We start from the raw sequence: 20,043 nt of genomic DNA on the forward strand, positions 1-20,043 counted from the left end.
CAACCTTCAAGGTCGCGGGACGCTGTCTGATATGCAAGGATGTTGCCCTGCATTTTGTCAGCAACCTGCAACACCAAGGATTTTTCATGACTGCCCTCAACACGCCTGCCCCCGTCATTCCCGGACGCCTGGAGCAGATGTCCACCCGCATCGCCTTTTTCATTGCCGGCCTCGGCATTGCCGCGTGGGCGCCACTGGTGCCGTATGCCAAGGCGAGGGCCGGGCTCGACGAAGGGACGCTCGGGCTGTTGCTGTTGTGCCTGGGGGTGGGCTCGATTCTGGCGATGCCGATGGCTGGCCTGCTCTCCACGCGTTTCGGCTGCCGTCGGGTGGCGACCGGGGGAACGTTATTGATCTGCGCGGCGTTGCCGTTACTGGCGACGGTGTCGTCGGTGCCGGCCTTGATCGCCACGCTGTTCATGTTCGGCGCGGGCCTGGGGACGGTGGATTCGACGGTGAACCTGCAAGCGGTGATCGTCGAACGCGCCAGCGGCAAGAACATGATGTCGGGGTTTCACGGGATGTTCAGCCTCGGCGGGATTGTCGGCGCGGCGGGTGTCAGCGCCCTGCTCGGCTTGGGTCTGTCGCCGCTGGGGGCGATGGCGGTGGTGATCGTGGTTCTGGTGCTGGCCTTGCTCAAAGCCGCGCCGCACCTGTTGCCTTACGGCAGCGAAAGCTCGGGCCCGGCGTTTGCCGTGCCCCACGGCATCGTGCTGTTTATCGGCGGCATGTGTTTCATCGTGTTCCTGGCCGAAGGCGCGGCGCTCGACTGGAGTGCGGTGTTCCTGGTGCAGGAACGCGGGATCGATACGGCCTATGCGGGGCTGGGTTACGCGGCGTTTGCGCTGACCATGACCGCCGGCCGACTGACCGGAGACCGGATTGTCCGGCGCCTGGGCGCGACCCGGGTCATGGTGTTCGGTGGACTGATGGCAGCGGCGGGCCTGACGCTGGCGACGTTTGCGCCGGCCTGGGAAGCGGCATTGGTGGGTTATGCGCTGCTCGGTGCGGGTTGCTCGAACATCGTGCCGGTGCTGTACACCGCCGTCGGTAAACAGACGGTCATGCCTGAGCACATTGCGGTGCCGGCCATTACCACCCTGGGCTACGCGGGCATTCTCGCAGGCCCGGCGTTGATCGGCTTTATCGCCCATGGCAGCAGCTTGAGTTTTGCCTTCGGGTTGATGGCGGTGTTGCTGGTGGCGGTGGCCATTGGCGGGAAGGTCTTGAAAGTCTGATAAAGCTATCGCCAGCAGGCTGGCTCCCACAGGGGTTTTCGGTGAACGCCAATTCTGTGTACGCCAGCGAATCAATGTGGGAGCGGGCTTGCTCGCGAAAGCGGTGTGTCAGGCAACCGCATTGTCGGCTGTGAAGCCGTCTTCGCGAGCAAGCCCGCTCCCACAGTGGGGATCTTCAGTGGACACAGTATTTGCGTACGACTGAGATCAAATGTGGGAGCGAGCCTGCTCGCGATGGAGTCACCCCGGTCTATCAGAACCCCACGCTGGCCTGCACAAAGAACGTGCGCGGCGCACCGACGTACATCCCCGAGTTGTTGTCGCTGGAACGGGTGAAGTACTGCTTGTCGAAGATGTTCTTCACCCCGGCCCCGAGCTTCAGGTTCGACAACTGCGCGCCGAAGTCATACCCACCGCGCACGTTCCAGGTCACGTAACCCGGAATGTCGCCGTACTGCCCATCGGCAGAGCCTTCGGTGATGTAGTTGTTGGTGAAGCTGCCGTCGGCGTTTACCGCAACGCCCGGTGAGCGCTGCTTGGACTGGGCAAACGCGTCGAGGTTGTAGGTCCAGCGGTTGATGTCGTAACGCAAGCCGGCTGTCGCCACCTGGCGCGAATAGAACGGCAGGTCACGGCCCTTGAAGCCTGGGATTTCACCTTCATACACGGCGCGGGTGTAGGTGAACCCGGCGTTGGCGGTCAGGCCGTCGAGCCGTGGATCGAGTGCCGCCATGTTGTAGTGCACCGATGCCTCGATGCCCTGGTGCGTGGTCGCGCCGAGGTTGGTCCAGCCCGCGTCGTTGCTGATGTATTGCAACTCTTTATCGAAGTCGATGTAGAACGCCGTCAACTCGCCGCCCCACACCTCATTGTTGTAGCGCGTGCCGACCTCATAGGTCTTGGCCTTTTCCGGTTCCAGGCCATTGGCGGGTTCATCCCCCGAGCCCCCCTGACCCAGCTGGAAATACTGCAGGCTGCCAAACGAGGTTTCGTAGTTGGCGAACAGCTTCCACTCTTCCGAGACGTGATACATCACGCTCAGGGCCGGCAGCGGCTCGTTGCTTTCGATGCTGCGGTTCTTCTCCGGTACACGTCTGCCGGCGGTGTCGAGCACAGCGCGGTCGTGCCAGTCGGTGCTGATGTGTTCGAAGCGGATGCCGGGCGTGATGGTCCAGTTGCCGACGTCGATCTTGTTGTCGACGTACACCGAGTTGGCTTCAGTGCCGCCGGTACGATCCTGGTACACATGCCCGTCCGAACCGGGACGAATCACCGGCTCGTTGTTGACCAGCGCCAGGCGGCTCGCCTGCTCGTGCATGCCTTCCTTGAGGTAGCGATAACCGACACTGACTTCCTGGGTGGTCGGGCCCACGTCAAACACACGGGACACCCGCGGTTCGATGCCGAAGGTGTAATACGTGCGCGGGAACGAGCCCAGGGTTCTCTGGTCGCGAGCGGCGATGTTGCTGCCACGGAAGCTGTCGGTGTAGTAAGTCAGCACTTCGGCCTGGGTGCGGTCGTCGAGCTGCCGCGTCCACTTGAACGAGACATCCTTGCGGCGCCCGCTGAAGCTGTCGTTATTGCGGTCGGACTGAAACGGGTTGGCGTCGTACTGCGCCTGGGTCAGGCCGCCGGGCATGTCGGCGCTGGCGTCGTAGTAGTGAAAATTGAGGCTGAAATCGTCGACATCGGTGGGCGCCCAGTGGGTCTTGAGCATCACGTCGTCGATGTCATTGCCGTTGTTGCGCTCGCGGTAACCGTTGCCGTTCACACCCGAGTACAACAGCGCCATGCCGATGCCGTTGTCGGCGGTGCCGCCGAGAAAAGCCGTGTCGATGTGCTTCCAGCCGCCGTGCTGGGAGGTTTCCAGAGTGGTGCCGATTTCACCGGTGGCTTTTTCCGGGATCGCGCGCGTCACGAAGTTGATCACGCCACCGACGTTCTGCGGTCCATAACGCACCGAACCGGCGCCGCGCACCACGTCGATGCTGTCGAGGTTGCCGGAGGAAATCGGTGCCATGGACAGTTGCGGCTGGCCGTAGGGCGCGAAGGCTGCCGGTATACCGTCGATCAGCACCGTGGAGCGTGGCGACAGGCGCGAGGTCAGGCCGCGCACGCCAACGTTCAGGGAAATGTCGCTGCCGCCGGTGCCGTTGGCGTCCTGCACTTGCACGCCGGGCACGCGCTTCAACACGTCGCCGACGTTCATGGCGCCCTGCTCGACCATCGCTTCGCGGCGGATCACGGTACGTGCGCCGGGATGGTTCTGCACCACCGCAGCGTCGGCATCACCGAGCCAGTCGCCGACCACTTTGATGTCGGTCACGCCCAGTTCGATCGGGTCTGCCCCAGCGGAAGTCGGCGCCGGCGTCAGGGTCACCGAGCCTTGATCGATCTGGTATTGCAGGCCACTGCCTTGCAGCAATTGGCGCAAGGCCTGTTCCGGCGAGAGGTCACCGTCGACGGCGGGCGCCTGTTTGCCGGCCACCAGCTCAGGACTGAAGAAAACCTGCAGCGACGTTTGCTGACCCAGCTCACTCAAGGCCTGGCCCAACGGTTGCGCGGGAATATGAATGCCGTCGGCGGCGAATGCCTGGGGAAGCGCGGCACTGACGGCCAGGGCGAGGGCGAGCCGCAGCCAAGGTGAATTGTTGTTTTTAGCGGTGGTTTTCTTCACGTCGAACATTGTCCTGTAGATCGCAAGAGTGTGCGGCTGTTAATGCAAACCAGTTGCAGTTGGACAAGAAGACGAAGAACTCAAAAAAAACCTGAATCTATTTTGAAATTATTTCCTGACTGCCGTCATCGAGGGTCCGCACGGCCACCGGCAGAATGCTCGGCAAGGCCTTGAGCAGCGCGTCGGTATTGTCGGATTTGAATACGCTGGTCAGGCGCAGGTTGCCCACTTTGTCGTTGCCGACCGTCAGTGGCTTCTCGCGGTAGCGCGAGACTTCTGCGGCGACCTCGCTGAGGCTGGCGTTGTTGAACACCAGTTTGCCGCTGCGCCAAGCGATCAGTTCTGCCGGATTGACCGCATAAGCGGCGGCAACCACGCCTTTGGCATCGACGCGAGTGCCGAGGCCGGCGGTGAGGCTGATGACATCAGGCCCCTGGCCCTGAACCTTGACCGTGCCCTGCTCCACCGCCACCCGGGTTTCGGTGAGATCGCGGCGCACATCGAAACGCGTGCCGGTGACCGTCACCTTGCCGCTGCCCGCCTCGACCACGAAGGGTCGGTTGATGTCGTGCTCGACGCTGAACAAGGCTTCGCCTTCGGTCAGCTCGATGCCGCGACGGTCCTTTTCATAACGCACTAGAACGCGACTGCGGCTGTTCAGATCGATCACCGATCCATCGGGCAACGCCACATGACGGCGCTCACCCAAGGCCGTGGAATAGTCGGCGGTGTACGTCGCCGGGTGATTCAAACCGCTGAACAACCCCAACCCGAGCGCCACGGCCAGCCCACTGGCCGCCACCGCATAACGCACCAGCGGCTGACGTTTGCGACGTGCCGGCGGCGTTTCGCACAGGGCTTGCAGGCGCTTGGCAGGCAGCAGATCGGCGGCCGTCCACAGGCCCTGCAACACTTGGAATTCGTCGCGATGCTGAGGGTGTTCAGCCAGCCAGGCTTCGAAACGCCGGTACTCTTCGACGTCCACGGCCGGTTCCTGCAAACGCACAAACCACCGCACCGCGTCGTCGCGAACCGTTGTTTGCCCGCACGCACAATCACGAGTATCCGTCATGGAAGTTCCTGTTTGGCTGGGGATGAGAAAGCGCGGCCTATCATGGGTGCAGTCCATCGAGGCGGTCGCGCAGATGCCGCAAGGTGCGGATCATATACTTTTCCACCATGTTCTTGGACAGACCCAGGCGTTCGGCGATTTCCGCCTGGGTCAGGCCTTCGATCTTCTGCCAGACAAAGTTTTTTCGGCAGTTGACCGGCAGCTCGGTGAGCGCCCGTTCGATGGAATCAGCCAACTGGATCGCCTGCATGACATGCTCCGGGTCACCGGACGACGACCCACTGTGATCAACCGCCTCCGACTCCACGGCGCCCCGCCGGTCCTCACGCCGATAACCATCCACCGCGATGTTGCGCGCGGTCTGGTGCAAATACGCCCGAGGTTGCTCCACCGCCGACGAATCGGACTCAAGCACCCGCACAAAGGTGTCGTGCGCCAGGTCCTCGGCCTGCTGACGATTTCTCAGGCGACGGGTCCAGGTGCCAACCAACTCTTCGTAATGCTCGAAAAAGCCGTGTCTGCGGGGCAACTTGGGGGTCATTGCGGTGTGCTGTGGAGAGGGGGCGTAAATAGTAATGCTTCCTATTAATGGGAAGCAATGGATTCTACGTGGGAGGGGTTGCCGTTAGTCAGCCTGGAATGATGTCGCCTGACACACTGCTATCGCGGGCAAGTCGGATCGCCGCACTGCCGCTCCCACAGGGGATTGTGTTTGGCTACTTGGGAAAAGCGGGGAAGGCGCAAGGCCTTCGCCGTTTCAGAGATTGCGTGATAGCGCTTTACGTACGCTGTCGCGGGTCAGCGCAGGGCTTTCGGCCTGGGCATCGACGCGAGCCTGGACAGCCTTTTCTTCCTGAACATCGACTTCTTCCTGGGCATCGATTTCTTCCTGGACAGGTTGCTCTGACTGGGCAGGGCTTTGCGTCCGACCGCGAATACCGGCCAGATTCTCCAGCTTCTCGATGTAGGCGTTCAAATCGCTAATCAGCAGCTTCTTGCGCTGGGAGCCCTGATAGCACGCGTAGCAAAGATAGCCCGCACCCGCCAGTAGCCCCAGCCCGGCGGTAGCAAGACCGGCGACGCACAATCCAGACACGATCAGCACTGTCTTCCAGTTGAAGGGCGACAATTCCAGCTCGGTATTCAGTACGTTCGCATCACGCAGCACCCAACGCTTGGACGCCGTGTGGTTCTGCAGAATGGTGTGCAGGGGCGAACCATCTTTTTTCAAGGCACTGATCAACGAGATTTCCTGGCCCATGCGCAAAGGAATGTCCACGCCGCGAAGCTTTACATCGTGCTCGACGCCGTCCGGGGTTTTGACCCAGAACTCATGATTGATGATTGAAACAGAACTGATGCGCACAGGCGTCACTTGACTGTCGTTACCGTTCAGATGAACGCCGCCAGTGGAGGTCACACGGGTCTCACTTAACTTCTCGCTGCCCACCACTTCACCGCTCAAAACAGTGAACGCAACGGTTTTATCGCCATGGGTGAAGGTGTGCATTTCGATTCCTTGGTAGACCCACGTCGGTCGACGTACTGGGCGGAAGATCCGTATCCGGCGAATGCTACTAAGTAGCCATTAGGCTGTCCAGAATTCCCACAGGGATGTGGGATGGCTGTAGATCGCGGATCAGTGCTTGCGCAACCACTCGATAAACAGTGCAAACAACTCCGACTGTGAACCGATCTCCAACTTCAGATAAAGATTCTTGCGGTGCATGCGCACCGTCTCCGGCGAGATGCTCATCTGGCTGGCCGTGGACTTCACGGAGTGCCCCCGCAGCACCATGTGCGCCACCTCCCGCTCGCGCTCGGTCAACAAGTCGCAGCCGAACTGCTCGAAGGCGGACTGCACGCGTTGCTTGAGATCATCACGCACACCCTCGTTGACGGCGCTGAGCTGCAAGCCTCGGCGTCCGAACTCGCTGATGAATTCGCGCACCAGCGGCTCAACCGCCCGCAGCAGGTTCAGCTGTTCAAGCCGCAGACTTTCCCCGCCGAAGCCTTGAAACAGGCTCACCGACACCTGGGTGTCATGGCCGGTATCGACAATGTAAAAACTGTCTTCCGAACTCCCGGCCTTCAAGTAGTAAGTCTTGTAGTACTCACTGTCGAAGAAGTTGTCCGGGGCAATGTCCTCCAGGTGATAAAACCCTTCGGCCAGCCCCTGCTCCACTGCCAGGCAAAACGGGTCGAGCAGGTAGCCCCCGGAAAAATAGCGGTCGATGATCGACTCCCGGTATTTTTCCGGAATGCCGCGCTGATACAACAATTGTGGCGGGCGGTCCTTGTGTTCCAGGCTGATCATCACCGATTCGATGGACACCAGATGCCCGAAGGCCGACGCCAGGAAGCTCAGCGCATCGGGCTCATCGATATGGGCGAAGGCCTGGCCCAGGTCGCCGTGCCATTTACGCAAGGCGCCGAAGGACATGGCGATCAATGTGTCATCGTTGGGTTTGCTCATGCCCCGCAGTCTAGCGGGTGAACCGGCCCCGGGTAACCGCAGATTCGCCGACCTCATTGGCCGAAATACAGGCCGTTCTGCTCAAGTTCGCCCGCCACCTCAAGAATGCACACCCGCAGGGTCTCGACGATTTCATCCACCTGGGCGCACGACAGGATCAGCGGCGGCGACATGACATTAAGGTGCATGATCGGCCGCACCAGCAGCCCTCGGGCCTGCGCCCGGGAGTGAATCATCTCGCCAATGTTGATCTCGTCGGCAAACAACGCCTTGGTGCGTTTATCGGCCACGAATTCCACGCAGGCCATGAACTTCTGGCAGCGCACATCGCCCACCAACGGCAAGTCGCTGAGTGTGGCGAGGCGCTGTTCCAGATAGGCGCCGACCACGTCGACATGTTCCAGCAGGTTTTCCCGTTCGATGATTTCAATGTTTTTCAACGCCGCCGTGCAGCAGACCGGATGGCCGCTATAGGTGAAACCGTGGGTGAAGCAACGGCCTTTGCCGGGCTCGGCGATAACCTTCCAGATGCGCTCGGAAAAAATGCACGCGCCCAACGGCAGATAGGCCGACGTCAGCCCCTTGGCCGTGGTGATGATGTCCGGCTGAACATCGAACACCTCATACGAGGCGAAGAACTTGCCCAGACGCCCGAACGACGTCACCACCTCGTCGGCGACAAACAGAATGTCGTAGCGCTGGCAGACTTCCCACATGCGCTTCAAGTAGCCCTTGGGCGGAATGATCACGCCGCCGGAGCCCATGATCGGCTCGGCAAAAAAGCCCGCCACCTTGTCCGCGCCGATGGACAGGATCTTGTCTTCGAACTCCTTGATCAGAAACTCGAGAAACTGCGCCTCGTCCATGCCGTCCGGCGCCCGGTAAGGATTGGGGTTGGAGACGTGGTGAATCTTGTCGTTGGCGTAATCGAATTCCGGCACGCGGTCGGCGGCTTTGTTACCGATCGACATAGTCAGGGTGGTGGAGCCGTGATACGCATTGAAACGGGCGATGACGTGCTTCTTCTCCGGTTTGCCACGGCAGTTCTGATAGTACTGAATCAGCCGGTACGCGGTGTCCACGGCGGTGGAGCCGCCGGTGGTCAGGAACACGTGATCGAGGTCGCCGGGGGCGAGGCTGGCGAGTTTCTCGCACAACTGGATGGCGACGTTGTTGGACATGTCGGAAAACGGGTTCGAATACGCCAGTTGACGGACCTGGTCGGCAATCGCCAGTGCCATTTCTTCACGGCCCAGACCGATATTCGTACACCACATGCCGCCCACCGCATCGAGAAAACGGTTGCCCTGGGTGTCGTAGATGTAGGCGCCGTCACCGGCAACGATGTTCAGCGCGCCCTGTTCGGCGTGTTCGTCGAACATGTGATAGCCGTGCATGTAGTGCGCTTTATCGGCTTTGACCAAATGAGCGTTATCGACGCTCGACAGCACTTTCTGAGTTGGAGTAGCCATACACAAACCTCAAACCAAAGGGGTAAACGATCAAATCCCGCTCTTCACCGTGCTCCAGACGCGGGTCATGGCACGCATTTCTTTCGCATCCTGGGTTTTCTGCGGAAACAGCCGCTGGCGGGTTTCGTCATCGGGATAAATCGCCGGGTTGTTGCGCACATCGGCGTGCACCAGTGGCGTGGCCGCCGCGTTGCTGTTGGCGTAGTGAATGAAGTCCGTCACGTCGGCCATGACTTGTGGCTGCATCAAGTAATCGAGGAACTTGTGCGCGTTCGCCACGTGGGGCGCATCGGCGGGGATGTACAGGTTGTCGAACCAGATCAGCGAACCTTCCTTGGGAATGAAATAGGCCAGTTTGATCTTCAATTTGGCTTCTTCAGCGCGGGCCATGGCGGTCGCGTAGTCGCCGGACCAGGTCATCGCCATGCACACATCGCCATTGGGCAGGCTGGTCAGGTAGTTGACCGAGTCGAACTTGCGGATGTACGGCCTGACCGACAGCAGCAGATCCTGGGCGGCTTTGAGGTCCTCGGGCGTGGCGCTTCTCGGGTCGCGCCCCAGGTACTTCAGGGCCAGTGGAATGACTTCAGTCGGCGCATCGACCAGGGTCACGCCACAATCGGCGAAGCGCGAGACGATTTTCGGGTCGAAGATCATTGCCAGCGAGCCAATCGGCGCGTCCGGCATGCGTTCCTTGATTTTGTCGACGTTGTAGGTGATGCCATTGCTGCCCCAGGTATAGGGCGCCGAGTACAGCGTGCCGGCATCGAACCCCTGCAAGTCCTGCAGGACTTTCGGGTCCAGGTTGGCCCAGCCCGGCAGCAACTTTTTATCGAGCGGCTGGAATACTTTGGCTTTGATCAGCGGTGGCGCGAGGGAGGCGTTCAACACCACCAGGTCATAACCGGAGTGGCCGGTGAGCAACTTGGCCTGAACCGTTTCATAGGCATCAAAGGTGTCGTAGATCACCCGGATGCCGGTGGCTTTCTGAAAGTCGGCAATGGTTTTTTCGCCGATGTAATCCGCCCAGTTATACAGCCGCAGCGTATGGCTATCGTCCACTTCGGCGCCGTGGACGCCTGCCGACAGCGGCACAAGTAACGCACCAAGCATCACCAAGAAGGCCTTGCGCATAGCAAATTCACCTTATCAAGCGAGTTCCGATCTGGATGAGCGGATGAATCCACTATTGAGCGATTCAGCTAACGGCACCATACCCCGAATGGGTGTGTGAGCCTTTCGATGGCCATACATGGCAAAAAGCAGCAGTTTCGTTGACTGGTTTTGTCATAGATCCAGTGCCGGTCCCGCGCTTAGAGTGCCGCTCATAGCGATCACCCAGGGCACGTACATGAGCGACCTGATCAAACAAGAACGAAACGAAGGTGTCCTGACGCTCACCTTTGACCGCCCCGACAAGCTCAACGCGCTGAATAACGGCATGTACACGCAGTTGGCCGACCTGTTGCTGGCCGCTGATGAAGACGCTGAAATCGGCGTGATCATTGTCACCGGTGGCGACACGTGCTTTACCAGCGGCAACGACCTGGCGGATTTTCTCCAGCATCCGCCGACCGATCTGGACAGCCCGGCGTTTCGCCTGATGCGCGTGGTCATCCACCTGCAAAAACCGCTGATCGCGGCGGTGTGCGGAGCGGCCATCGGGATCGGCACCACCCTGCTGCTGCATTGCGATCAGGTGCTGGTCACGCGCAATGCACGGTTGCGCATGCCGTTCGTGAACCTCGGCCTGTGCCCGGAGTTCGGCGCAAGCCTGCTGCTGCCGCGCCTGCTCGGTCACGCCCGGGCGGCGCGCTTGCTGCTGTGGGGCGACAGCCTGGACGGTGCCGCCGCCGTCACGTGTGGATTGGCCAACGAACTGTTCGACGACGGGCCACAGTGCCTGGCGGCCGCCGAGCACATGGCTCGTCGATTGCTGGCGCTCCCCCAGGAAGCCCTGCATCAGACCCGGCAACTGCTCAAGCAGACATCGATGCCGGAACTGCAGGCCACCATTCGCCAAGAGAACGTGCTGTTCATCAAGCGCCTGACCACCCCTGAAGCGCAGTCAGCGTTGAACGCACTGGTTAATCGCAGCACTGAAAAGAACCCATCCACAGGAAAGCCATCATGAACACCCCAGACGTATTTGTTGTCAGCGCCGCACGCACCGCCATCGGCACCTTTGGTGGCTCGCTCAAAGAGGTTCCGCTGGCCGATCTGGCGACCACGGCCGTCAAGGCCGCCCTGGAGCGCTCCGGCGTGGACCCGGCGCAGATCGGCCATCTGGTGATGGGCAACGTGATCCCGACCGAAACCCGCGACGCGTACATTTCCCGGGTCGCCGCGATGAACGCCGGCATCCCCAAGGAAACGCCTGCCTACAACGTCAACCGCCTCTGCGGTTCCGGCCTGCAAGCCATTATCAGCGCAGCCCAGACCTTGCTGCTGGGCGACGCCGAGATTGCCATCGGCGCCGGTGCCGAGTCCATGAGCCGCGGCCCGTACCTGATGCCCTCTGCCCGTTGGGGCGCGCGCATGGGCAACGTCCAGGCCATCGACTACATGCTGGGCATCCTGCATGACCCGTTCCATGGCATCCACATGGGCATCACCGCCGAGAACGTCGCCGCGCGCAACGGCATCACCCGTGACATGCAGGACGCCCTGGCTCTGGAAGATCAAAAACGCGCCGCGTTCGCCATCGCCAATGGCTACTTCAGTGAGCAGATCGCCGCCGTCGAAATCCGTGGCCGCAAAGAAACGACGCTGTTCAGCATCGACGAACACCCGCGTTCCACCTCCCTGGAACAGTTGGCGCAGATGAAGCCCGCGTTCAAGAAAGACGGTTCTGTGACGGCGGGCAATGCCTCGGGCCTGAACGACGGCGCCGCGGCACTGGTCATGGCCACCGGCAATGCGGTTCAGGTCAACAATCTGCGCCCGCTCGCCCGCTTGGTCAGCTATGCCCACGCCGGCGTAGAACCGGAATTGATGGGCCTGGGCCCGATTCCCGCCACGCGCCTGGCGCTCAAACGCGCAGGCCTGACCGTGGCTGACCTGGACGTGATCGAAGCCAACATCGCCTTCGCCGCTCAGGCCTGTGCCGTCAGCCAGGAACTGGACCTCGACCCGGCCAAAGTCAACCCGAACGGCTCGGGCATTTCCCTCGGTCACCCAGTGGGCGCGACCGGCGCAATGATTGCCACCAAAGCCATTCACGAACTGCACCGTATCAACGGCCGTTATGCGCTGGTGACCATGTGCATTGGCGGTGGTCAGGGGATTGCGGCGATTTTTGAGCGAGTTTGAGTGTCAGAACGACGGTGATTGAATGTGGGAGCGAGCCTGCTCACGAATGCGGTGTACCAGGCGAGAATTTTCTCGACTGTACCGCCGTTATCGCGAGCAGGCTCGCTCCCACAGGGTCTTGCGTTTTAGATGTTTTTTTCGTCGATCCCGCCCTGTAACGATTGGCTGTCGTAATGACCGCCAAGCGTGACAGGACCGAGTTTGACGCTGTGCTCACCCGGGGTTGAAACGACCGGTTTTCTGGCTTCACCTTCTGCCTTTTCAGGCAAATCCAGACCGGCATTGACCCCGTAATCACGGTTGCTCACGGTCGCCGTGCTGACCTTGGCCCCCCCCAGATCAACGCTGCCTTCAGTGGCCGCAATTCGCGCGCCTGTCAGTTGCGATTCGCCGGCCACGTTCAGGTTCACACCCTGGGTGCCGCTGATACCCGAAGCATGGCCAACGCTGTCTTTGTGCGCGTAACCGCCGTCCAGTTTCAGCGTCGGTTTGTAGTCGGTCCCGCCCAGTTTGGTGTTCTCGGCCATTGTGTCCTTGTCCGCTGGTGCAGCCTTCTTGCCTGTCAGGCCGAGGTCAACATCAAGCTTGAAGCGGGTCTGGCTGTCCTGGCGACTTTCCACGTTCAGGTCACCGCCGACCTTGCCACTGACGGTCGTCGCCTCAATCCGCGCACCCGTCAGATGAGTATCACCCGCGCTGTTCAACACCACGTTGTCAGCCTTGATCTGGCTGTTCTGTTGGGTGGTGCCTTGCAGGTAATCCACGCCGACCTTGGCCCCGGCATTGAAGCCGTGATCACTCGTGGCGACGTTCTTTTCATCCGCGACGACCGGTGTGCTGTTGCTCAGGTTACCGCCGGCATTCAGTGCCACATTCCAGTTTGTGCGGTTCTGTGTGGACTCGGCCGACTCCTGGAGGATGCCGCCGCGCTGCGCATTGAGGCTGACGTTCGGGGCGTTGACCTGGGGGCCTTGGAGGTGGATCGCATCACCGCTTAGGGCGATGTTGCCCTGGCTGTTGAGCTGTCCACCGGTCAAAGTCCGGGTCGTTTCATCGATCCGACCGATGTTGAAATTGCCGCTCACGTTGCCGCCCTGGCCAGCACTTTTCTCCGTGCTGGTTTTGCTGCCGCCCACCTTGAGGCCGCCGCCGAGGTTGCTGCCGGTCGCGGTGTGGGTGTCGGTTGCCGCTTGCAGATCGAGTTTGCCGGCAGCCTTCAGGTCGATGCCGCCCAGCGTGTCGACCTTCGTCCCTTGCAGGATCTGATCGCCGCCGCTGCTCAACAGCACCGGACCTTTGCCCTGAATACTCGCCACCTGAGCCTGGCTGTCCTGAGTCTGTTTGCCCGTGTGATCAAGCTGGAAACCGGCACCCAGATCGACATTAGTGCCGTTGGTGCCCGGCGCAGTGCCGACGCTCAACGAGCCGTTGCCGCGCAGGCTGGAGGTGTCGCTGCTCTGGCGATCAGTGGCCTGATTGAGCGCCAGTTCACCGCCGGTCTTGATCGAAACACCGCCCTGCCCGCCATCGAAATGGCTGCCTTCAAACTGTCCATCGCGACGCAGGTTGATGGTCACCCCTTCGCTGCCGGCATAGCTGCCGACTACAGCGGTGGAGGTGTCCTTGCGCGCCTGGCTGCTGCCGCCCGCGCCGCTGCCGGCGACGTTCACGTCCTCACCGGTCTTGGTGTAGACCCGCACATCAGCCTTGGCGTCCAGCGCCTGATCGTCGCTGCTGTGGGTGTTACTCGCGGCGGTTGCCACCAAGGTCTCGGCGTTGATGTTTACTTTGCCTGCGCTCGCCTGGTACTGAGTGCCTTGGTCCTGCAACGTCCCGGCCACGTTCATGTCCAGGTTGCCGCCCTTGAACTGGCTGACCATGGCGGTACTGGTTTGCTCGGTGTGGCTGGCGTTCTGATGACCGATCGCAACGTCGATGCCGACGTTGGGTTGACCGAGGTTGGCCAGCGCATCCTTGTCCGGCACCTTGCCGGCCAGCACGTCCTTGACCGCACCGGCGATCGGCCGGGCGATGTCCTTGTACTCGACATTGGCGCCGATGTCCGCCGACCAGTTGCTGTCTTTATGTGTACGGCTGTCGGTGTTATTGGCAGCGCGGTTGTCGACATCGACCGCAACGACATTCAGACCGTTGCCGGCATCCAGACGCGCGCCTTCGGTGGTGAGTTTGCCGGTGTTGATGTTCAGGTTCCCGCTGCTCTGCACCCCCGTGGTTTGCGCAGTGGTTTTGCCGGTGGTGTCTTGCGAGGTGGTGTGCGCGAAATCGATGCCACTGCCGGCGCGGTCGAGGCCGCCGGTGTAGTAGAAGCCGCCGCTGGTGCTGGTTTTATCGGTCGAGGTGCTGTGGCTGTCATGCTCGGCCAGCAGCGAGACGTTCTTGCCGGTCAGCGTCGCGTCGCCGTGGGTAGCGTTGACCTCGGCGCCTTTGAGCGTCAGGTCGCCGCCCGCCGCCAGTTGCACAGTGCCGCCGCTGAGGCTTGAGCCCTGCTGCTTGATGTCATTGCCGGTCACGGTTTGCTGCTTGTCTTCGTAATGCACACCGGCACGATACTGGCCGGCATCGGGGCCGTTTTCCTTGGCGTAGGCATCGAAACCGCGTGTCTCAGTAGTCGTGCTGCTTTCGCGGGTGTTTTGTGTGGAGTGCACCTTCACATCGCCTGCCGCCTCCGCGCTCAGGGTGCCGCCCGCCATGACCGTGGAGCCGGCCACCTCAATGTCCTTGGCGCTCTTGAGCATAAGGTTGCTGTCCGAGGTCAGCTCGCTGCGCACCGTGCTGCTGTCCTTGGCGTTCTGCCGGGTTTCGTCCTTGGTAATGCCGAAGAACTTGCTGTCCTTGTCGTGGCTGTTGGTGTGAGAGGTGTCCTGCACGCCATCGATCACCAACGAACCCTTGTCGCTGATGACACTGGATTCGGTGCCGCCGCGCACCTGGCTGCCGCTGATGCGCACGTCGTCCGCCTTGACGATCAACTTGCCGGCCGCGTTGATTTTGCTGCCCTGGTGCTGCGTCTTGCCCTGATCGGCGTCGCCGGTCTTGCCGAAGAAACCGCCGCCCACCAGATCGCCCGAATAACGGTTATCGCTGCTGCGCTGAGTGCGGCTGGCACTGGTGATTTCCACCTGTTTGCCCGCGAGGTGGATGTCACCGGCGCTGTTCAACTCAGCCCCTTCGGAGCGCAACAATGCGGCGGTCTGCAGGGCGATGTTGCCGCCCTTCAAGTGGCTGGTGATGCTGCGCTGCTCTTCGCTGCTGCTGTTCCAATCGGCTTTCCACAAGTGTTTGCGATGGTTGCCCTGATCGGTTTGGGTGTGGCTTTCAGTGGCGGCGCTCAGGCGTAAATTGCCGCCGGCTTGCACGCTCAGATTGTTCGCCGCGTCGACCTTGGCCGCTTTCAGCTCGGTGTCACCGGCGGACGACAATTGCGCGTCTCGGCTGGCGAGAATCTGGCTGCCGTGCTGGCGTGAATCGCTGTCGGTCTGCGTGCGGTCGTAGGTTTCCCAAGTGATGCCGATGGTGCTGTTGTTCCAGTTTTCGCGCTTCTCCTGGAGATGACGGCTTTCGACGGTGGTCAGGGTCAGGTTGCGTCCGGCGCCGAGTTTGACGTCGCGACCACTGACGTCCGCAGCGGCCAGGGTCAGGTCCTTGCCGCTGTGCAAGCCGACGTCGCCCTGACTGCTGCGCACGCCTGCCCGAACCACTTCGAGGCTGTCGGGAACGGCTTGGCCGCTGATGCTCAAATCCCCTGCCGAGCGAATCTGCACGCCCTCGCGGCCCGCGACCTGCACCGGCCCGACCTTCACACCCGCACCTTCAGCGGTGCTGACGATGTTGATGCGCCCGGCCTGCATGGCGCCAAACAGGCTGGCGTCGATGCGTTGATCGGTGGTGTTGCCGGCCGGGTCCACGGTTTTCACCTGGCCCGAGGCGTAATCCACCTGATTGCGGCCGACGGTGAGGCTCAGCTGATCCCGAGCGTTGAGGCTGCCCTGGCTGTCGATGCGCGGGGCGATCAGGTTGATCGAGCCCTCACGGTTTTGCAGGCCCGCGCCCTGAATCTGCAACGTCCCGGTGGCCTCACGGGTGCTCAGGGCTTGCAGCTTGCCATCGTTCAATTCGGGACGGCCGACCACCAGATTGGCGTTCGGTGTGTTGATGAAACTGCCGCCGTTCACCGAGATGCCGTTGGGGTTGGCCAACACATAATCGGCGGCGCGGCCGAAGATTTCCTGGGCACCGTTGATGGCCGACGCGTTGCGGCTGACCACTTCGTTGAGGATCACGCTCGCGGCCTGGCCCTGGAGCTGCGGGTTGGCGGCCAGTTGCCCGGCGAGCTGGGACTGCCCGGACTGCAAGGCGTTGTTCAACACCAGGCCCTGGCGATCGACGTTGTAGTCGAGGAACTGGTTATGCGAAAGACCCGAGCCGTTGGGTGCGACGATATTGACGATCGGCACGCCGCCCTGGGTTTGCAGTTGCGCGGTGCCGCCGGGGCCCGGCGCGACCACCACGCCACCCGCGAGGGCGCTTGGCAAATGGGCAATCAGGAACAGGCTGGCAATCGCCCAGCGCAGTTTTCCCCGAGGGGAAAGATGGAACGCAAATGTTTGTTCAGGCATAGGAACCTCTCAATAAAAGTGCGGCATCACGTTGCGCGTTGGGATGATTGCCGAGGCTGTCGCGCACAGGTCCGACGGCTGAGTGTGTGTGTCGGGTGAGTCGGTGGTCATATCTGCAACCCCACGCGCATCAGCCAGGTCTCTGGCTCATGCCTTAAACCGCTGGGGGTGTTGAGGCTGCGTTGGTAATCGATGTCCACTTGCAGGTTTTTCCAGCTCAGGTTGACCCCGGCGCTGGCCCCGCTCAGGCGTTGCCCCTCGGCACCGTGGTCGGCCTTGATCCAGCCGTTGTCCAGCCCCAGGCGCGGGGTGACTCGCACCGGCCAATCGCTGTGCAACGGCAGGCGCAAGGTGTTGCGCCAGATCGCGCCGCTGGCACCGGATGCACTGTTGACTCGGTAACCGCGCACGGCGGAATCGTCCGTACCGAGCAGTTGTTCGATGGCCGGCAGCGGATCGGGGCTGTACTGCACGTTCAACTGGCTTTGCCACTGCCACGCCTGCTGGCCGATCCGGCCGTTGCGCCACTGGCTGAGGCCGGCGCGGTACTTGCGAAACTGCGCCTTGGGCAGGTTGTTGACCTGGCGCTGTGCATCGTCATCGGCACCAAACCAGCGCAGGCCCTGGGCGTAGTTGACATCCAGGTTCCACACGGCGCTGTTGAGCCAGAACAGGTTCAAACCGGCTTCGGCCACGGTCAGGGTCGGGCTCTGGATACCGAGGCGAATGTTCTCCAGATAACTGTCGACGTCTTTGTGGGCCAGTTGCAGGTTGGCGCTGAGCTGACGGCTTTGATCGCGCCACAACACCCGGTCCGCACGCACGCTGAACTGGTCGGTGATGCCGCTGCTGTGGAATTTCAGGGTGCTGAGTTTGAACGGTGCGCGGTATTCGGCATGGCTGGCGAATACGCTGTAGGTCCCGTAACCGTAGGGAATGGCGTAGTAAAGGCTGGCGTTGCGGCTGTAGCGATCACCGCGATTGAGGGTGTCGCTGACGCTCAGGTTGAGTGCGTCATTGAGCTCCAGCGGACTGTCGAGGCTCAGGCTCAGGGTGTCGCGATCACGCCCGGTGCTGGCGCTGCCGAGGTTGTCGACACCCAGGCCCAACGCCCATCGAGACTGGCCGCTGGTGCGCGAACGCAGGATGATCCGCGAGGCGCCGGGCTGCGTGCCGGGGGTGATGTCGGCCGTCAGGTCAAGCGAACGCAAGCGGTTCAACTGATCCAGGCCTTGCTCAAGATCGCGCAGGTACAGCGGCTTGCCGAGCATTCCAGGGAAGGCGCCGCCAAGGGACACCGGCAGGCTCTGGTCGGCCAGTTCGATGGACTCGACGTAACCTTCATCGACCACGATATCCAGCGATTGCCCAGCGGCCGGAGCGCTGCGCAGGTAGGGCCGACTGGCGATGTACCCCGCGTCCACATACAGGCCGGTGATGGTCGCCAGCAGATGGTTGATCTGGCCGACGCCCATGCACGACGACAGTTGCGGCTTGATCCGCTCGTTGAGGGTCTGGCTGCTGATCAGGGTGACGCCACCGACGCGCGTGCCACTTAGGGGCCAGCAGCGTTCATCGGCGGGCACACTGGCGGGGACGGCGGGCGCGACCGGCGCAGGACCAAAGCTGCCGCGCTCCAGTTGCCGACGGCGCTGGTCCAGTTGCAGTTGTTGCAGATCGCGCTGTTGCTGTTGTTGCTGGCGCAGCACTTCCTGGCCTGGGGCGGAAGGCTCTGCCGCCTGGAGTGCAGAAGCACTCAGGCTCAACAACGAAGCCAACAACAGCGTGCAAGGCGAGGAACTACCAGGAGGCACAACGCGAAACGAATACGGCACTCAACATCCTTGTCATCATCGAATGGCTTAATGCCATCCCATCAATGCGAGTGATAGTCAGATCGTTCCTACACAAATGCAAGACGCGTCCTACAACGCTTACATTTCTTAAACAATTGGTTTCCTTGCTGTTAACGCCAACAACAAGGACAACGCGCCGCAAAACAGCAAGGTTTCCCCCAACGCCTGGCCCCAGGCTGCGAACATCAGCCCACCGCCGATCAGCAGGTAATACAGCAAACCAAACAGCGCCCCGGCCGTGCCCAGTCGATCGCCGTAGTGGGTCAAAGCGGAACCGAGGATGTTCGGGATCGCCATACCGAACGCCAGCACCACCAGCAGCATCGGCAGTACAAACAGCGCGCTTTCTTCCAGCAGCCACACGCCGCTGGCACCCACCCACATCAGCGCACCCGCCAACTGGATCAGCTGCGGCCCCCTCGCGCCGCGACGCAGCAATCGTTTGTTGAGCCACGCGCCGAGCCCGGAACCCAGGGCCAGAATCACCCCGCTGTAACCAAACCATTGCGCACTCAAACCCAGCCGCTGAAACATGAACGGGCCGAGGCTGTAGTAGCTGAACAAGGCAATATTGAACAGCGCCACCAACAGCGTGGAGCGCCAGATATCGCGGTCTTGCAGCATTCTCCACAGCGTCTCGAACAGCGCGGGTGTCTGGACATTTTGCGGTCGGGTTTCCGGCAAGGTCCGCAGGCACCACATCCATAACGCCGAGGACAACAGCAACAGGCCTACCTGCACGCCTCGATAGCCGAACGCTTGCACCAGGCTCGCCCCGGTGAACAGGCCTATCGCAGGGCTGGCCGCCAGCGCGATGCCCATCACCGAAAACACCTGCGCCAGTTCTGCACCTTTGAAGCGGTCACGCAACAGGGTTTGCGTGACGACCGAGCCCACCGCGGCACCGAACGCAGCCAGCGCCTGGGCCATCAGCAGCGCATCGAATGTGCGGGCGTTCAGCGCCAGCACCGAGGCACCGGCATACACCGCCAGCCCGGCCAGCATTGAGGGGCGACGGCCGATGCGGTCGCACATCCGCCCCCACACCACCACGCCGAATGCAAATGCCAGGAAGTACACCGACAGGGTTTGCGCCGCTTGTTGCGGGGCGACGGCAAAGGCCTGGCCGATGTCCGCCAGTGCCGGGCTGTAAAGGGTTTGGGCGATCTGCGGAAACATCAGCAATGCGATCGCAAGAATCAACAGGCTTTTGGAATTCATCACGACTTCACTCTTCAAGAAAAACTGGCGAGCAGCTTAAAGAGCGGTGACTGACGTATTATCCAAACCCTGACATTTAATC

General features: G+C 61.5%; 13 protein-coding genes. 3 read left to right on the forward strand and 10 right to left on the reverse strand.

The window, feature by feature from the left end:
* The first annotated feature begins 86 nt into the window (after nucleotides 1–86).
* A complete protein-coding gene (locus tag ACA068_RS19700) occupies nucleotides 87–1,238 on the forward strand; it encodes an MFS transporter (RefSeq protein ID WP_497304126.1) in 1,152 nt (383 codons plus the stop codon).
* A gap of 253 nt (nucleotides 1,239–1,491) precedes the next feature.
* Here ACA068_RS19700 and ACA068_RS19705 read toward each other — a convergent pair whose 3' ends face one another.
* The 7 genes from ACA068_RS19705 to ACA068_RS19735 form a co-directional block, all read right to left on the reverse strand.
* Nucleotides 1,492–3,915 carry a TonB-dependent siderophore receptor gene (locus tag ACA068_RS19705; protein WP_497304128.1) on the reverse strand — a complete coding sequence of 808 codons (2,424 nt, stop codon included), beginning with the start codon at nucleotides 3,913–3,915 and terminating at the stop codon, nucleotides 1,492–1,494.
* Between the two features lie 97 nt (nucleotides 3,916–4,012).
* Nucleotides 4,013–4,987, reverse strand: coding sequence for a FecR family protein (locus ACA068_RS19710; RefSeq protein ID WP_497304130.1), 975 nt, complete (start codon nucleotides 4,985–4,987; stop codon nucleotides 4,013–4,015).
* Nucleotides 4,988–5,027: 40 nt separating this feature from the next.
* Complete coding sequence (locus ACA068_RS19715; RefSeq protein ID WP_497304132.1) at nucleotides 5,028–5,528, reverse strand: sigma-70 family RNA polymerase sigma factor; 501 nt, start codon at nucleotides 5,526–5,528, stop codon at nucleotides 5,028–5,030.
* Nucleotides 5,529–5,744: 216 nt separating this feature from the next.
* Nucleotides 5,745–6,497, reverse strand: coding sequence for a hypothetical protein (locus ACA068_RS19720; protein WP_497304134.1), 753 nt, complete (start codon nucleotides 6,495–6,497; stop codon nucleotides 5,745–5,747).
* Nucleotides 6,498–6,626: 129 nt separating this feature from the next.
* Nucleotides 6,627–7,520: a helix-turn-helix transcriptional regulator gene (locus ACA068_RS19725; RefSeq protein WP_497304136.1), complete on the reverse strand. Its 894-nt coding sequence runs from the start codon at nucleotides 7,518–7,520 to the stop codon at nucleotides 6,627–6,629.
* Nucleotides 7,517–8,935 carry an aminotransferase gene (locus tag ACA068_RS19730; RefSeq protein WP_497304138.1) on the reverse strand — a complete coding sequence of 473 codons (1,419 nt, stop codon included), beginning with the start codon at nucleotides 8,933–8,935 and terminating at the stop codon, nucleotides 7,517–7,519. Before ACA068_RS19730 ends, ACA068_RS19725 begins: the two co-directional genes overlap by 4 nt.
* A 30-nt stretch (nucleotides 8,936–8,965) precedes the next feature.
* The gene (locus tag ACA068_RS19735; RefSeq protein WP_497304140.1) at nucleotides 8,966–10,069 is read right to left on the reverse strand and encodes a polyamine ABC transporter substrate-binding protein; all 1,104 of its coding nucleotides are present in this window, start codon (nucleotides 10,067–10,069) and stop codon (nucleotides 8,966–8,968) included.
* 217 nt (nucleotides 10,070–10,286) lie between these two features.
* On the opposite strand from ACA068_RS19735, the gene ACA068_RS19740 reads away from it, so the two are divergent.
* Nucleotides 10,287–11,069 carry an enoyl-CoA hydratase gene (locus tag ACA068_RS19740; protein WP_497304142.1) on the forward strand — a complete coding sequence of 261 codons (783 nt, stop codon included), beginning with the start codon at nucleotides 10,287–10,289 and terminating at the stop codon, nucleotides 11,067–11,069.
* The gene (locus tag ACA068_RS19745) at nucleotides 11,066–12,247 is read left to right on the forward strand and encodes an acetyl-CoA C-acyltransferase family protein (RefSeq protein ID WP_497304144.1); all 1,182 of its coding nucleotides are present in this window, start codon (nucleotides 11,066–11,068) and stop codon (nucleotides 12,245–12,247) included. The genes ACA068_RS19740 and ACA068_RS19745 overlap by 4 nt, the downstream gene beginning before the upstream one ends.
* 125 nt (nucleotides 12,248–12,372) lie before the next feature.
* On the opposite strand, the gene ACA068_RS19750 is transcribed toward ACA068_RS19745, so the two are convergent.
* The 3 genes from ACA068_RS19750 to ACA068_RS19760 form a co-directional block, all read right to left on the reverse strand.
* The gene (locus ACA068_RS19750; RefSeq protein ID WP_497304146.1) at nucleotides 12,373–16,884 is read right to left on the reverse strand and encodes a hemagglutinin repeat-containing protein; all 4,512 of its coding nucleotides are present in this window, start codon (nucleotides 16,882–16,884) and stop codon (nucleotides 12,373–12,375) included.
* A 107-nt stretch (nucleotides 16,885–16,991) separates the two neighbouring features.
* The gene (locus tag ACA068_RS19755; RefSeq protein ID WP_497304148.1) at nucleotides 16,992–18,719 is read right to left on the reverse strand and encodes a ShlB/FhaC/HecB family hemolysin secretion/activation protein; all 1,728 of its coding nucleotides are present in this window, start codon (nucleotides 18,717–18,719) and stop codon (nucleotides 16,992–16,994) included.
* A 108-nt stretch (nucleotides 18,720–18,827) separates the two neighbouring features.
* Nucleotides 18,828–19,961, reverse strand: a complete 1,134-nt coding sequence (locus ACA068_RS19760) for an MFS transporter (RefSeq protein ID WP_497310631.1) — start codon at nucleotides 19,959–19,961, stop codon at nucleotides 18,828–18,830.
* Between the last annotated feature and the right edge of the window lie 82 nt (nucleotides 19,962–20,043).

It is taken from the genome of Pseudomonas sp. LBUM1660 (assembly GCF_059695935.1).